13 protein-coding genes and 2 pseudogenes are annotated in these 14655 nt (G+C 47.8%); 5 read left to right on the forward strand and 10 right to left on the reverse strand.

The features are described from left to right. Complete coding sequence (gene pucL, locus HC660_RS16330; RefSeq protein WP_168748673.1) at positions 1–1485, forward strand: factor-independent urate hydroxylase; 1485 nt, start codon at positions 1–3, stop codon at positions 1483–1485. Continuing rightward, positions 1485–1838 carry a hydroxyisourate hydrolase gene (gene uraH, locus HC660_RS16335; RefSeq protein ID WP_168748674.1) on the forward strand — a complete coding sequence of 118 codons (354 nt, stop codon included), beginning with the start codon at positions 1485–1487 and terminating at the stop codon, positions 1836–1838. Before pucL ends, uraH begins: the two co-directional genes overlap by 1 nt. A 49-nt stretch (positions 1839–1887) precedes the next feature. On the opposite strand, the pseudogene HC660_RS16340 reads toward uraH, so the two are convergent. Beyond that, positions 1888–2004 (reverse strand): annotated as a pseudogene (locus HC660_RS16340) (phage terminase small subunit-related protein); the annotation flags it as partial. Positions 2005–2169: 165 nt separating this feature from the next. Here HC660_RS16340 and HC660_RS16345 point away from each other — a divergent pair. Beyond that, positions 2170–2247 carry a YjcZ family sporulation protein gene (locus HC660_RS16345; protein ID WP_072175780.1) on the forward strand — a complete coding sequence of 26 codons (78 nt, stop codon included), beginning with the start codon at positions 2170–2172 and terminating at the stop codon, positions 2245–2247. Positions 2248–2341: 94 nt separating this feature from the next. Here HC660_RS16345 and HC660_RS21295 read toward each other — a convergent pair. The 8 genes and pseudogenes from HC660_RS21295 to allC all read right to left on the reverse strand — a co-directional run bounded on the left by HC660_RS21295 (position 2342) and on the right by allC (position 11279). Beyond that, positions 2342–2577 (reverse strand): annotated as a pseudogene (locus HC660_RS21295) (hypothetical protein). A 755-nt stretch (positions 2578–3332) separates the two neighbouring features. Beyond that, a complete protein-coding gene (gene pucE, locus HC660_RS16350) occupies positions 3333–3893 on the reverse strand; it encodes a xanthine dehydrogenase subunit E (RefSeq protein ID WP_168748675.1) in 561 nt (186 codons plus the stop codon). Beyond that, a complete protein-coding gene (gene pucD, locus HC660_RS16355; RefSeq protein ID WP_168748676.1) occupies positions 3884–6121 on the reverse strand; it encodes a xanthine dehydrogenase subunit D in 2238 nt (745 codons plus the stop codon). The genes pucE and pucD overlap by 10 nt, the downstream gene beginning before the upstream one ends. Then, positions 6122–6955 (reverse strand): xanthine dehydrogenase subunit C, encoded by an 834-nt coding sequence (gene pucC / locus HC660_RS16360; protein WP_168748677.1) that lies wholly within the window; start codon positions 6953–6955, stop codon positions 6122–6124. Then, positions 6894–7559, reverse strand: a complete 666-nt coding sequence (gene pucB, locus HC660_RS16365) for a xanthine dehydrogenase accessory protein PucB (RefSeq protein ID WP_168748678.1) — start codon at positions 7557–7559, stop codon at positions 6894–6896. Before pucB ends, pucC begins: the two co-directional genes overlap by 62 nt. Next, complete coding sequence (locus tag HC660_RS16370; protein ID WP_425321670.1) at positions 7556–8542, reverse strand: XdhC family protein; 987 nt, start codon at positions 8540–8542, stop codon at positions 7556–7558. The genes pucB and HC660_RS16370 overlap by 4 nt, the downstream gene beginning before the upstream one ends. A gap of 231 nt (positions 8543–8773) precedes the next feature. Beyond that, positions 8774–10024 (reverse strand): pyridoxal-phosphate-dependent aminotransferase family protein, encoded by a 1251-nt coding sequence (locus HC660_RS16375; RefSeq protein WP_168748680.1) that lies wholly within the window; start codon positions 10022–10024, stop codon positions 8774–8776. A gap of 16 nt (positions 10025–10040) precedes the next feature. Then, a complete protein-coding gene (gene allC / locus HC660_RS16380; RefSeq protein ID WP_168748681.1) occupies positions 10041–11279 on the reverse strand; it encodes an allantoate deiminase in 1239 nt (412 codons plus the stop codon). A 452-nt stretch (positions 11280–11731) separates the two neighbouring features. Here allC and HC660_RS16385 point away from each other — a divergent pair, with 452 nt between their 5' ends. After that, complete coding sequence (locus tag HC660_RS16385) at positions 11732–12598, forward strand: endonuclease I family protein (RefSeq protein ID WP_168748682.1); 867 nt, start codon at positions 11732–11734, stop codon at positions 12596–12598. Positions 12599–12631: 33 nt separating this feature from the next. Here the strand turns inward: HC660_RS16385 and HC660_RS16390 are convergent, their stop codons facing one another. Beyond that, on the reverse strand, positions 12632–13735 hold the full coding sequence (locus HC660_RS16390) for an ABC transporter ATP-binding protein (protein WP_168748683.1): 1104 nt from the start codon (positions 13733–13735) through the stop codon (positions 12632–12634). 182 nt (positions 13736–13917) lie between these two features. On the opposite strand from HC660_RS16390, the gene frlR reads away from it, so the two are divergent. Further along, positions 13918–14646: a transcriptional regulator FrlR gene (frlR, locus tag HC660_RS16395; protein ID WP_168748684.1), complete on the forward strand. Its 729-nt coding sequence runs from the start codon at positions 13918–13920 to the stop codon at positions 14644–14646. The last annotated feature ends 9 nt before the right edge of the window (positions 14647–14655 follow it).

Consider the following 14655-nt stretch of genomic DNA (forward strand, 5'->3'; position numbering starts at 1 on the left):
ATGTTCACAATTGACGACCTGAATCAAATGGATAGACAAACACTGACTGACACACTCGGATCTATTTTTGAGCACTCTGCTTGGGTTGCGGAGGAAGCCGCGGCACTGCGCCCCTTCTCCTCTCTTTCTGATTTGCATCAAAAAATGTCCCGCTTTGTAAAAGCTGCCGACCGCAAGACACAGCTTGAGCTCATCTGCAAACACCCTCGTCTCGGCACCAAGAAAACAATGAGCGCTTCCTCAGTAAAAGAGCAGCAACACGCAGGGCTCAGTAAGCTTGAACAGCAGGAATACGAGGAGTTTCTCAAACTAAATGAAGACTACTCTCAAAACTTCGGTTTTCCTTTTATTTTAGCGGTAAAGGAAAAAACGAAACAGGAGATCCGCGAAGCTCTGCTGACAAGACTGAAGAACAAACCGGAAACAGAATTCCAGCAGGCTCTTGAGGAAATATACCGCATCGCCCGCTTTCGTTTAGAGGACATCATAACAGAAAAAGGAGAGATTCAAATGAAAAGAACCATGTCTTACGGCAAAGGAAATGTGTTTGCATACCGAACGTTTTTAAAACCGCTCACAGGCATAAAGAAAATCCCTGAGTCTTCTTTTACAGGGAGAACCAATACAGTTGTTGGCATTGATGTGACATGCGAAATTGGCGGAGATGCCTTTTTGCCGTCATTTACAGACGGAGATAATACGCTTATCGTGGCTACGGATTCGATGAAAAACTTTATTCAGCGCCACCTCGCTTCCTATGAGGGAACAACCACCGAGGGCTTCTTGCATTATGTGGCTCACAGATTTTTAGACACCTATTCTCATATGGATACGATCACTCTGACAGGTGAAGACATTCCGTTTGAAGCGATGCCTGCATACGAGGATGAAGAGCTCGGTATAAGCCAGCTTGTCTTCAGAAGATCGCGCAATGAACGCGCCCGGTCGGTGCTCAAAGCAGAACGAACTGGGGATACGATAACGATGAAGGAGCAATACAGCGAAATCACGGATCTCCAGCTTGTCAAAGTGAGCGGAAACTCCTTCGTCGGCTTTATCAGAGACGAATATACGACTCTTCCTGAAGATGGCAATCGTCCGCTCTTTGTCTATTTAAACATCAGCTGGCGTTATGAACATGAGGAGGATGCATACGCCGCCGATCCAGCCCGTTACGTGGCGGCTGAACAAATCCGTGACTTAGCGAGCACTGTATTTCACGAGCTCGAAACTCCTTCCATTCAAAACTTAATCTATCATATCGGATGCCGAATATTAATGAGGTTCCCTCAGCTCACGAATGTCAGCTTCCAATCTCAAAATCACACATGGGATACAGTCGTCGAAGAGATTCCGGGCACAAAAGGAAAAGTCTACACAGAACCGCGCCCGCCATTCGGTTTCCAGCGTTTCACCGTGACGAGAGAAGACGCCGAGAAAGTAAAACGGAATGCTGGGGAAGCATTAGGGAGCCTGAATGCCTGATGGGGAGGCTGACAACACATATCTTGGATTTAACCTGCGGCAAACCCGCGGCAAACGTCAAAATCGAATTGAAGCGGTTGTACGAAGACAAAAGTCTTATTCTTATCAAAGGGGCTTTTACGAATAAAGACGGCCGAGTCGATGCTCCGCTCCTTGCGGGAGAAGAGCTGAAGTCGGGGGAGTATGTGATGGAGTTCCATGCAGGGGATTACTTTGCGGGAAAGAAAACGAACACGGCTGAGCCGTTTTTAACGATTGTAACAGTTCGTTTCCATCTTTCTGATCCGGAAGCTGATTATCATATCCCGCTTTTACTGTCGCCGTTTGGTTATCAGGTGTATAGAGGGAGTTAAGAAGGAGGAAGCCCGCTGATGAGGCGGGCTTCGCATATGTTTAGGGGTTTACTGGATCACTGCATAAATAAAAGACCTTCTCTATTGTCTTTAACTTCTTGCTTCCGCCGCTCTCTTCCCACAAACGAAAAGCTTCGTCTCTGCGTGGATCCCGTGGTCTTGGCATTACATCTCACCCGCCCCGGACCTCGTATTTGAGTTTGTTATTAATTTTTCGTTCTCTATTTCTACTTAGACTAAAAAATCATTTAAAATCAATTAAACTAGCATCACTATCAAGTTATCTCCACCAGCATATCATGTACTATCCTCTTTTAAGGGAGGTGAAGTTATGAGGTCATTCCCTTTGATCGTGGTGCTATTCATCCTATTAATTATCGTTGGTACTTCTTTCTTCGGTGGCTATTAAGAACTCACCTTACCCCATATCCGTCAGACGCCATAAGAAACCTTTATGGCGTTTGTTTTGCTATAGCGTTTTGAGCAGGGAGATATAATACTTGCTACAAATCCTCATCTTTCTGAAGCTCTATGAGCTTTTTTAAAGCTTCTACAGTATTCACCTTATTATGGCCACTTTGAAAATCCTTGACCTACTGGGCGATACCTGCTCGAATGATTTTCCTGTATTTCTCTTTTGATTGACTGATGTTCTCTGACAACTCGGCACTATGCAGGAGAAGGAGATTTTCTTTTTCATCATAGAAAGGAAACTTATGTCTCTTTTTTCTATTACCATACTCTCTGTCCCCATTACAATATGAGATGAGAGCGTGATGTTTTCCCACAACGCGGCCGTTCCCCAAAAAGAATTATTTGATTTTTTCAATCGATTTAACAGGTACTTCCGGTGGATTGAGTATTAAGTCAATCCGTTGAACAGTGACAAAGACGACAGAAAAAATCAAGGAACAAAGAAAGGCTAGTAAAAGTATTTTCCACCAATTGAAGTTATTCATCATCTCTCCCTCTTTTCTAGATTGATAATATTATCTATTTCCAGTTTTAAACACAACTAGGTAAAAAGCACAAGGGGCAAAGGGAACATTTTGTTAAAATCCTTGAAGTGTATAGGTCAAAAAGATAAACACTACAATTATTGTTACGACAACAACTGCTTCTTTAAAATCATTTTTGTCTTCTTTTTAATTTCTTCATCTATACTTTTGTTGAACTTCTTTCTTCTTATCATTCGTATTCATGATTAACCCCCTCTGAATCCATTTTTATTTAGATTCATTATTCCATCCCCCTTTTAATTCATTGCAATTTTAACGCGCAACAATTAAGTACAACAGTGTAAAAAGCCTTGGCTATATCCGAACTAAGGCTCACTCACTTTGTAGATCTTTGACGTCTCAGGAAAAAACAGCCCTTAGATTATTCCAAGGACTGTTGCAATGGCATTGATAGCATGCTTCTTTAACATATAAAATTTATTCGATATTATGCCAAGCTCCATCTAGATAGCAGTATTCGTTCTTTGCTTAGCTTTCAGCTCATTATATCCGGTGCTTTGCTGTAGCTGCGGGAAAAGTCCAATGACTCCCTTTTCCCGCAGCTCAATTCTTTTCTAATCCTACAAGCCGACCGCATAATCCCTCCATAACCGGTACACCGGCACAAATTGCCCGCCAGCCCTTCTTCAATATCTTCGTCAGTAGGTTGCGGTTTTTCCTGAAACAGAGCTTTAAGTGCAATCGTCATCCCGGGTGTGCAATATCCGCATTGGAAGCCTCCTTCCTCCAGGAAAGCGGTTTGGCAGATATCCAGTTCTTCTTTTTGAAGCCCCTCAATGGTTGTGATCGAATGGCCGGCCGCTTGATAGGCCATGGTCATACACGCATTGGCGAGCGTGCTGTCTAGCAGGACAGAACATGCTCCGCAACGGCCGATTCCGCAGGAAATCTTTGTTCCAGTCAGCTGGAATTCCGTCCGCAGAAGGTCACTCAAGCGAGCTGTAGGAACCGCATCAACCTCCTGGGCTATTCCATTCACAGTCATTCGGAACCGCTGCCTTCTTTCAGAGAAAGATCCTGCTTCTTTTACGTCCATTGTTTTATCCCCTTTCTGTCTATCGCATCAAGCAGCTCTTCACGCGAAATCGGCAGCTTGTTCACCCAGCAGCCGACTGCATCATGGACGGCCTTTACAATCGCCGGGGTGATGGCGATCGTCCCTATTTCTCCGACACCCCGCGGGCCATATGGGTCACCATCCATCAGCTCTTCTATCGCGGTCAGTTTCATTGCCGGAACATCTTTGATTCCCGGAATGACATACTGATCCAAATTCTCCGCTGCGTAACGGCCGTCCGTCATTTTTGCTTCCTCCATCAGCGTATAGCCGAGCGCCATAGCAGCGCCGCCTTCGATTTGCCCCAAATAACCCTGCGGACTGACAACCGGACCTGCCGCAATGGCGTGCTCACAATCTATCACTCTGACATCGCCTGTTAATAGATCAACCTCCACCTCAACGGCAGCCGCTCCAAATGAGTAGAGAAAATGGCCGCCGACCACAGGATCAGGCGTTGTCGGAAAATCGAATGCTGTTTCCTCTGTCAAAGGGCCTTTTTCAGCCAGCTCTCTATACGTCACCACAAGCTCTTTTGTGTATAGATCACGTAAGCCTGCGGAGCCGAGCGTAAGGTTTTCCGCTGAACAACCGCTCCATTCTGCGGCCCGTTTTTTCAGCTGAGCTAGAAACGGTTTCTTCAAACGCTGGATCGCGTGCCACACCATGCTCGTGCCGCGGGATGCTGTGGAGGAGCCTGACTTTGGCACTTTTGCGGTATCTCCGATGATAATGGAAATTTCCTCAGCCGCGCAGCCCAGCTCTTCGGTGACAATATGTTCAATCGCGGCGAGTATGCCCTGCCCGCACTCTTCAAATCCAAATGAAGCCGTGATTTTGCCGCCACTTGAAAGGGAAAGACGCCCTCCTGCGGCATCCATCCGGCCATAGCCAAGCCCGCCGCCATGCATGGTGATCGCAGCTCCAACACCCCTTCGTTTATAACGAGACGTCTGATGTTTTCTTTTGAGAATAGGAGATGCAGAAATGACGTTCAATACCTGCGCCGCTCCGTCAGTGGGCGCAATCCGGTGCTCAAGCGGCCCCGGGTCATGCGGTTTTCTGATATTTTTTCTTCGCAGCTCCAGCGGGTCGATGCGGAGCATGCTGCTGAGGCGATCAAGATGGGTTTCAAGCGCAAATGTGATTTGATTGCCGCCAAAGCCCCGGAATTCTCCCGCCACCCCATTGTTCGTAAACACAGAGATCCCTTCAGTGCGGATATTAGGGATGCGGTACGGACCCGCGGCATGCTCAGCAGAAAAGTCCAGGACTGCCGGTCCCAGCGTGGCGTAAGCGCCTGTATCGGCAATGATTTTCACATCATGAGCCAGAAGCTTTCCTGTTTGATCAGCCCCTGTTTTGATCGTGATTTTCATCGGGTGGCGTTTGATTCCTGAGCGTACAGATTCCTGCCTCGTCTGATGAATTTTGACCGGGCGTCCGCTTTTACGGGCCAAAAGCGCGGCATACGGCTGAATATTCAGCTCATCCTTTCCGCCAAATGAGCCGCCCATCGGACTCGACACAACCCGAATCTTCTCTTCAGGAATACCAAAAATGCGGGCAAGCTGAAAACGGTCCTTGTAGCCGTGCTGAGTGCCAGCATACATTGTAAAACCCCCGTCACGTTCCGGAACAGCTACGCCCCCCTCCGTTTCCATATACGTATGCATCTGCCGCGGCAGTTCGTAGGTTTCTTCAAGAATCGTGTGACACGATTGGAACCCCGCTTCCACATCGCCGTGCGAGAAAAACGCGCGATGAAGGATGTTCCCGTCCGGGTGCAGCATATGCGCATCTGGTTCGAGCGCTTTTTCCGGAGAATCAATGACCATCAGCTTCCTGTACACCACGTGAATCAGCTCCAGCGCGGCTTCAGCAATGTCTTCCGTTTTTGCTGCGACGGCCGCCACTGCATCTCCGACATAACGTACTCTATCCTCGCATAGAACCGGCTGGTCAGGAATGACGATCCCAAAACGGTTTAAACCTGGAACGTCCTTATGGGTGACGACCGCTCGCACACCTTCCATTTCTTCAGCCTTTTTTGTGCAAATCGACACGATTTCCGCATGAGGATAAGCGCTTCTCAGGATTTTGCCATACAGCATCCCCGGAAAGGTGAGATCAGTCATATACTTCAATTCACCCGTGACCTTTCCCCTTCCATCCGGCCTTATTCTTGACGGTTTGCTTATGCCCATTTATCCCCCTCCCTCAATCAAAAGCTCGGACATGATGACGTTGGCAGCCGCCTTTTTTCTGTATGCCGCTGACACGAAAGCATCGGCTGAAAACGGCAGCTCCTTGATAAGTGTTTCGTACAGTTCGTGTGCCTCCCATTCAGGCTCCATCCATTTCCCTTCGCTCTCTATTAATCTTTTCGGCCTGATATCAGCATGGCCCGCTGCGAGGCGAATGTCACTGTCTTTCAGTAAACGTCCTGCCGTCACAGCAACCGCTCCGGTAAATGCCTGCCGCCTTCCCAGCTTGCGGAAAAACACACGATCTCCCTCTGGACGCGGGATGATCACACGGGTCACGATTCCATGTGGATACGCTTCACTGGAGATCCATTCAGCAAGCGGCAGCCTGACAAGCTCCTTCTGATAAACGATGAGCTCCGCATCAAGCACGAGCAGGAGCGGAATCAAATCCCCTATTTTACTCGCTATGTTACCGCCAATTGTGGCCCGGCTTCGGATCCCCGGCGCTGCAACAGCAGAAACTGCATCACATAAGCAAGCCAGCGCCCGCTTGATGAGGCTGTTTTTTCTGCATTCATTCAGCGTGGTAAGCGCCCCGATCGACACGTGGGTGTCATCAGCGGTAATGCCTTTCATTTCTTCGATGGCTTCAAGACTGATGAGATGCGTTTTTGGAAGAATTCCTTTGTCCCATTGGAGCTGGAGCAGCGTGCTGCCCGATGCTGCACACACATCTGGCGCAAACTGCTCCAATAGAGAAAATGCCTCATCAAGCGCTGCCGGCCTCCATAATTGAATGTTCATCCGCGCCTGCGTCACTTGTACGTTCATGAATTCGCCTCCTAACAGTGTCATATTCCTCCGGCGTATCAATATCTTCCAGTTCCTCGCACTCTTTCACTACCACTACTGTTCCGATGCCAAGCTGTCCGTTTTTGAGCAGCCTGCGAGCACCCTCATCTCCCTTTAACTCCTTTACATATGGAAAACAGGCGGATGAGAAATAAATAGGCGGACTGAGCGTACGCAAAGACGCTGACACGGCAAACAATTCGTGAGCCCTTGATATCAGGGCATTTACATGGTCGACGGAAAGCTGCGGCTGGTCACCCAACAAAATGACGACTCCGTCTGCCCCCATGCTTTCCGCTTTTCTCACCCCGCTGCTGACAGAATGCCCTTGGCCCTTTTCCGCTTCTTTACAGACATGCAGGCTCCAGCGATCCAGAAACGGCGGTGAATAATATTGCTCCCCGATCCACTCAAGTGAAGCATGTTCTGTTCTCTCGACAATCAGCACATGGTCAAGACGGGATAATAGAGCTGCTTTTAATGAAGCCGATCCGATCGTTTCTCCTTTTAGCGGCAATGCCAGCTTGTTTGTGCCCATTCTCTCACTTTTTCCGGCCGCCAAAAATACACCGATAATGCTCATATAACCGCCAGCCGTTTTCGTGTTTGAAGGATTTCCGCAACGATGCTGACGGCAATTTCCTCTGGGCCTTCCGCGCCGATTTTCAACCCGACCGGACTGTAAAAATGAGCGGGCGGCTGTTTTCCATTCAGCAGCCGTTTCGTGCGGTTTTCAGAACCTAGAAGCCCGATATAATGAAGGTCTCGAGATAATAAGGATTTAACGATGACTTGATCGTGCTGAAAATGGTGAGTCGCCACAACAGCGAAATCCTGAGGCGAAAATTCAAATTCACTCAGCATCTGCTCCGGAAAGACAGTGATCAGCTGATCTGCTTTTGGAAAATGAGAGGCTGTGCAATACGCGGGCCGCCAATCTGTCACAATGACAGAAAATCCGCTCTCAGCCGCCAAATTGGCGAGCGGTCTCATATCTGGGCCCGCCCCAAACAGAATGAGACGCGGCTTTGGCTCAATACGCTGAATAAAAATGTTTGATGATCGATCAAAATGCGGCAAATGAAACGTTGAAGCAGTGCGTTGAATGTCTTGAAGCGGCGCATCCGGCCAGTGCCCAAAATGCCCGGTCTCTGACAAAAACAGATAACGCCCTGACGGTGAGAATTCAATCTGTGTAACAGCTGTTACGGCTTTTCCTGCATAAAGGCAGTCTCTTACTCTTTCATAGTGCCGCTTTTTTTCCTGAGAGATTCGTTCCGCATAGATATGAATAACGCCATTGCAGCCGACTCCCATGCCCCATGAAAGATCGTCTTCAGCCCGCATGTCATAGGATATAAGCGCTGTAGGCAGCTGATCGCCGAGCTCACCGATTCTTTGGGATAAATCCTCTTCCAGACACCCGCCGCTGAGCAAGCCAATTCTTTCTCCATTTTTCTTAAAGAGCATAGTGGCGCCCGCTTTTCGATATGCGGAGCCTTCAACTTGAACAATGGTCGCCAGCACAGCCTCATCCTGATCTTCCAGAAGCGCATCTAAAATCATGTGAAAATACTCCAATGCCGCATCCTCCTCTCAAAAAATGCCGTAAGAAATAAAACGTCATTTAATAGGGCCGTGTATAAAGAATAGATGAAAAAAGATAAAATGACTCATGCCCCGTCAGAAAATGCAACACAGAGAAAACGGATTTGTAAAAAGAGTCAAACAGAGAAAATCAGATTGGAGAAAGAGCGAAAAGTAAAAAAAGCGTGCGGAATTCCGCACGCTTTTTCTTTAAATCGCCGTCTGGCTTTTAGCATTTTCATATACATCAAGCGCAGCCTGAAGTGCTTTTCCTGCTTCAATCACAGCGCCGTGTCTGAGAAGCACAGCTTCTAATCCGGCAAGCACAAACAGTACGTTTTCCCGTCTGCAGCTGTAGCCCATCGTACCAATTCTCCAAATCTTCCCGGCTAAAGGGCCGAATGAGCTGGCGATTTCGATTCCGAACTGTGCCAAAAGCATATGGCGGACTGACTCTCCATCTACGCCGTCCGGGATTTGCACACAGGTGACAACAGGCATTTTGCAGCTCTCATCCCCAAACAGCTTCAGCCCCATCGCTTTAATCCCGGCTATTAACGCGGCCTCATGGTGCTGATGCCGCTCGAAACGTGCTTTAAGGCCTTCATCAAGCACCAGTCTCACGCCCTCACGCAAGGCATAAAGCATCGTTGTCGCTTCTGTATGATGATTGAGCCGCCGTTCGCTCCAATAATCCTCGAGCTGGCTCAAATCAAAATAATTGCTTGTGATCGGGCGATTTCCGGAAAGCTTCGCCTTGTCTGCCTGGGTCGCAATTCCGCGTTCCACCTTTTTGCGCGCCGCAATAATATCTGCCACCCGTTCATTATATGTAATCGGTGCCATGCCAGACGGAACAGACAGACACTTTTGCGTACCGCCGATAGCTGCGTCAATGTTCCATTCATCCACTTTCACCTCGCAGCCCCCAATTGTCGCTACCGCATCGACAATAAACAGTACATCCCGAGCACGGCACGCTTCTCCAATTGCTTTCAGCGGATGGATTCGGCCAGTTGATGTTTCCCCGTGCACCATCGCCACAATTTTCGGCTTCACCTTTTTCATTTCCCGTATAATTTCGTCAGGGTCAAAAACCGTTCCCCACTCACACTCAATCGTATGAACATTCGCCTCGTACCGCTCAGCGATTTCAGTCAGCAAAAAGCCGAAGCGGCCGTATATCGGAATTAGCACGTCATCTCCCGGTTCAATGACACTCGCTAACACCGCTTCGATTCCCGCCCGTGATGTGCCGTCAATCGGATACGCCCAACGGTTTTTCGTTTGAAACAATTCTCGGAGCATCTCCATCGTTTCATTCATGATATCGGTAAACGCCGGGTCAAATTGGCCGACAACCGGCGTGCTCATCACTCTTAATACACGCGGATCGACCTCTACAGGTCCCGGTGTCATAATCGTTCTTAACGGTGTACATAATTCTTTTCTGCCTGACACAGCCATTCCTCCTTCATCAGTAAGCCAGTTTATATAATAAATGAGTCAATGTGCGGACGCCGATCTCAAGCTGACGTGCAGAAGTAAATTCCTCCGGGGAATGGCTGATGCCGCCTCTGCTCGGCACAAACAGCATACAAGCGGGACAGCTCCTTCCGATCATTTGCGCATCATGCCCTGCCCCGCTCACCATTTCTTCACAGCTGATACCGTTTTCTGCCGCTGTCTCAAGAGCCTTGGCAGAAAGCGTTTCGTCCATCGGCACAGGCTCTATTCGCATATATTCATCAATCATGGCGTGAATCCCTTTTTCGTCACAAATACCGTTGATGACAGCTGTCATTTCTTCATGAAAATGCTCCAGCACACGCTGATGCTGATGTCGAATATCGATTGAAAACTGCACCCGTCCAGGTATGACATTAGCCATATTGGGCTCCACCGTCATTTTTCCGCATGTCAGGCGAAGCTCATCCGGCTGTTCTTCAGCACGAAGCAGCAGTTCATGAATCATTCGGCTGCTGGCTGCGAGCGGGTCCTTGCGCCATTTCATGGAGGTGGTCCCTGCGTGGTTGCATTCTCCCTCAAGCGTAATCAAATATCTTCTCTGCCCGACTATACTTGTCACCACACCGAGATCTCGTCCTGACATTTCAAGCGTCTGTCCTTGTTCAATGTGAATTTCTATAAAAGCGTTGATATCTGTCCTGTGCGCTGACGGATACACGCCTCTGCCAAAACCGTTGTCATGCATCGCCTCTTGTAATGAAACACCTGATCCGTCCCTCGGTACTTCCGCATGCTTCAATGACAAAGCACCCATCATATTCCCTGATCCCCAGTATGTCATCGGAAAACGGCTGCCCTCTTCCTCACATAAAGACACAGCCTCAAGCGTTTTTTTCGGCGCTCCGTATGTTTCTTTAAGCTGCTTTAAAGCAAGCATTGCCGCAAGCACGCCATATGCGCCGTCATACTTTCCCCCATTGATCACAGTATCGATATGTGAGCCGGCTAAAATCACATCATCCGGAGACTGGGTGCCCTGAAGCCTTCCAAAGACATTGCCGACATCGTCAAATCTGGCGTCAAGCCCAAAAGCCGACATCTCCGCTTTCACGGCGAGCTGCGCGTCCATCCACTCTTTGGTGTACAAAAGTCTCGTTACCCCGCCATCAGCAGACACGCCGAATTGGGCAAGCCAATCAATGTAATCAGCAATGCCGCTTTTTACTGAAAGCCTCTGCTTTTCCATGTGCTTCCTCCTCTGGCCGTTATGGTGACTTCATTATAGAGGGAGGAAGACATTAGTTCATCAGCACATAAACCAAAAAAATGTTTGTTTTTTAGTCATCATAACCAGTCTGCCATTCCATTTTAGAAAAAGCAGCCAGTAAGGAAGAGAGTCAATAAGCAGCAATGAATTAAAAAAACAGTAAGAGGAAAAAAAGGGGATGAACTAGCGAGATTCACGGGAAGAAAATATTTCAGTGAAGCAAGCAATGTGCAGACCTCAGCGTTTTTACAAGCGAATGAAGCAGCACTCAATCAAGGAAAAACGCAGACTAAAGATCCTGAAACACTAGAGTTCCGCCTCCTCCAAAGGTACTAATTTACAATTTTAATGAAAAATATACAAAATGACACTTCTAACCTTTCATTCAATTTTAGATAATAGACATGATCTGATCTAAAGGAGGGCAAGTGATGACAAAAAAAGCAAGGTTTCTGCCGCTCGTCTGTGTATTACTGATTTCCGGATGGTTTGCGCCCTCTGCTTCAGCAAGCGCGCAAACCGGATTGAACCTGAATGACCGTGCAGCTATTTCTCCCGCAGCCTCCGGAGGCATTCTCTCATTGGTCTCTCCCGTTGCACCATACACCGACACAGACACCTATTATGAAGGTGCTGAAGGAAAAAGCGGAGAGGCGTTAAAAAGCGCGCTGCACCGCATCATCAGCGGACATACGATGCTATCTTACAGCGAGGTATGGAACGCGCTGAAAGAAACGGATGCAGATCCGGCAAATCCGAATAACGTCATCCTGCTCTATACGAATGAATCGCGTTCGAAAAACCTAAACGGCGGCAATGTCGGGGACTGGAACCGGGAGCATGTCTGGGCGAAATCCCATGGCGATTTTGGTACAAGCAAGGGGCCCGGCACTGACATTCATCACTTGCGACCAGCAGACGTCCAAGTAAACAGCGCCAGAGGCAACTTGGACTTTGACAACGGCGGCAACGAGTATGCGAAAGCACCCGGAAATTATTATGACGGAGATTCTTGGGAGCCCCGCGATGATGTGAAAGGCGATGTCGCCCGCATGCTGTTTTACATGGCTGTCCGTTACGAAGGAGATGACGGCTACCCTGACCTTGAGCTCAATGATAGGACAGGAAACGGCTCTGCTCCTTATCATGGAAAACAATCCGCCTTGCTTGAATGGAATAGGCAGGACCCTGTTGATGCCCGCGAAAGAAAAAGAAATGAAATCATTTATGAAAAATATCAGCACAACCGAAATCCATTTATCGATCACCCTGAATGGGCAGACGACATTTGGCCGTAAGAAAAAGGTGCTCCCCGAAGGGAGCACCTTTTTCTAATACACAGCCTGTTCCGTTTCAGCATCGAAAAAGACGGCGTGATCCATTTTCACCGCCAGCTGAATCGAATCGCCCGCGGCGATTCGATTGCTGCCGCCCAGCCTTACCGTAAGCCGCTCGTTCCCGGTGCTGACATGCACAATCAGCTCAGATCCCAAATTTTCATTCACTTCCACCGTCGCCTTCAACACGGAATCAAACAGCTGATCATATCCAGTCATTTGTGCGATGTGCTCCGGCCGTACCCCGACAGTCATCTGTTTTCCGGCATAGCCTTTTTCCTTCAGCCGTTTCGCCTTTTCTTCAGGTATATGAAGCCGGATCGAAGAGTTTGTGAAAAACAGCTCGCCATGCTGCTCTTCAATCATGCCTTTGAAAAAATTCATTCCAGGAGAGCCAATAAACCCGGCCACAAACAGATTTGCCGGATAATGATAGATATCATGAGGCTTGGCCACTTGCTGAATTTCGCCTTCATTCATGACGACAATCCGATCACCCATCGTCATCGCTTCAGTCTGATCATGGGTGACATAGATAATGGTTGCTTCTAGCCGCTGGTGAAGCTTGCTGATTTCTGTCCGCATCGTCACTCTCAGCTTCGCATCCAGATTAGAAAGCGGCTCGTCCATTAAAAAGACCTTCGGTTCCCGCACGATAGACCTGCCGAGAGCCACCCTTTGCCGCTGGCCGCCGGAAAGTGCCTTCGGTTTTCTCTTCAGCAAATGCTCAATCTCCAAAATGTTTGCAGCTGCATGCACCCGCTCGGCAATTTCTTGTTTCGGCATTTTTCTGAGCTTTAATCCAAACGCCATGTTATCGAAAACTGTCATATGCGGATACAGCGCGTAGTTTTGGAACACCATCGCGATATCACGCTCCTTCGGCGGAAGGTCATTGACCCGTTCCCCATCGATAAAGAGGCTTCCTTCAGAAATGCTTTCCAGCCCAGCCACCATCCGCAGGGTTGTCGATTTGCCGCAGCCTGACGGCCCCACCAGCACCAAAAGCTCTTTATCTTTTACATCTAAATCAAAGTCCTTCACCGTTAATTGTGAATGATATGACTTTTTGACATGTTCAAATGTTAATGAAGCCATCAGAAAACGCCCCCTATCTTTTTTCTCCGTTATTTCGTCACTGGAAACAACTCGTTCTTTCTGTTATTTTTAGAGTAATCAATTCCCATATTTGCTATATTTCTAAAATAAAAAACGCAAATTTGTATTATAACGTCATAATACATTATAATATAAATAATAGCTTAAAAGGAGGCTACCCCTTGTTAAACAACGGAAGTTCAACACCTTTATACATTCAGCTAAAACAAATCATAACAGATGACATTAAAAAGGGCTTGTATTCCCCGGCTGCCAAGCTGCCCACAGAAAACGAGCTTTGCAGCAAGTATAATGTCAGCCGCATTACCGTCAGAAAAGCCATTCTCGATCTGGTCGAAGAAGGCTATCTGATCAGGCAGCAGGGAAAAGGAACGTTCGTTAAAAGCCCTAAATTGAAGAGAGAGCTGATTGCAGTAAACGGCTACTCTGAATTTATGGAATCAACCGGAAAAAAGCCGAAGCACCAGGTTCTGTCCCATGAAATCATTCCAGCATCGAAACCGATTGCCGAAAAGCTTCAAATTAATACCGAGAGCCCTGTCGTTGAATTAAAACGGATTTTATATAATGATGATCAGCCGCTCACCTTTGAAATCACGCATTATCCGCTGGAGCTGTTTCCTGCCATCAATACGTTTATTGCGGACGGCGTATCTATGCATGATATTTTGAAGCAGCAATACCAAGTTGTTCCCACTCACAATACGAAACTATTAAACGTTGTATATGCCCAGCAGGAGGAAAGCAAATACTTGGATTGCGATATTGGAGATGCACTGTTTGAAATCGATAAAACCGCATTTACCTCAAACGATCAGCCGATCTACTGCTCACTGTTTTTAATGCACACAAACCGTGTCACATTTACAATCAACAGCCCCTACACATAACAGGCATAA

It is taken from the genome of Bacillus mojavensis, from assembly GCF_012648005.1.
Lineage (GTDB): Bacteria > Bacillota > Bacilli > Bacillales > Bacillaceae > Bacillus > Bacillus mojavensis.

Bases quoted from the DNA above. Each gene is read 5' to 3' on its own strand.
- pucL (WP_168748673.1), top strand. From the start codon at position 1: ATGTTCACAATTGACGACCTGAATCAAATGGATAGACAAACACTGACT.
- uraH (WP_168748674.1), top strand. From the start codon at position 1,485: ATGGGGAGGCTGACAACACATATCTTGGATTTAACCTGCGGCAAACCC.
- HC660_RS16345 (WP_072175780.1), top strand. From the start codon at position 2,170: ATGAGGTCATTCCCTTTGATCGTGGTGCTATTCATCCTATTAATTATC.
- pucE (WP_168748675.1), bottom strand. From the start codon at position 3,893: ATGGACGTAAAAGAAGCAGGATCTTTCTCTGAAAGAAGGCAGCGGTTC.
- pucD (WP_168748676.1), bottom strand. From the start codon at position 6,121: ATGGGCATAAGCAAACCGTCAAGAATAAGGCCGGATGGAAGGGGAAAG.
- pucC (WP_168748677.1), bottom strand. From the start codon at position 6,955: ATGAACGTACAAGTGACGCAGGCGCGGATGAACATTCAATTATGGAGG.
- pucB (WP_168748678.1), bottom strand. From the start codon at position 7,559: ATGAGCATTATCGGTGTATTTTTGGCGGCCGGAAAAAGTGAGAGAATG.
- HC660_RS16370 (WP_425321670.1), bottom strand. From the start codon at position 8,542: ATGATTTTAGATGCGCTTCTGGAAGATCAGGATGAGGCTGTGCTGGCG.
- allC (WP_168748681.1), bottom strand. From the start codon at position 11,279: ATGGAAAAGCAGAGGCTTTCAGTAAAAAGCGGCATTGCTGATTACATT.
- HC660_RS16385 (WP_168748682.1), top strand. From the start codon at position 11,732: ATGACAAAAAAAGCAAGGTTTCTGCCGCTCGTCTGTGTATTACTGATT.
- HC660_RS16390 (WP_168748683.1), bottom strand. From the start codon at position 13,735: ATGGCTTCATTAACATTTGAACATGTCAAAAAGTCATATCATTCACAA.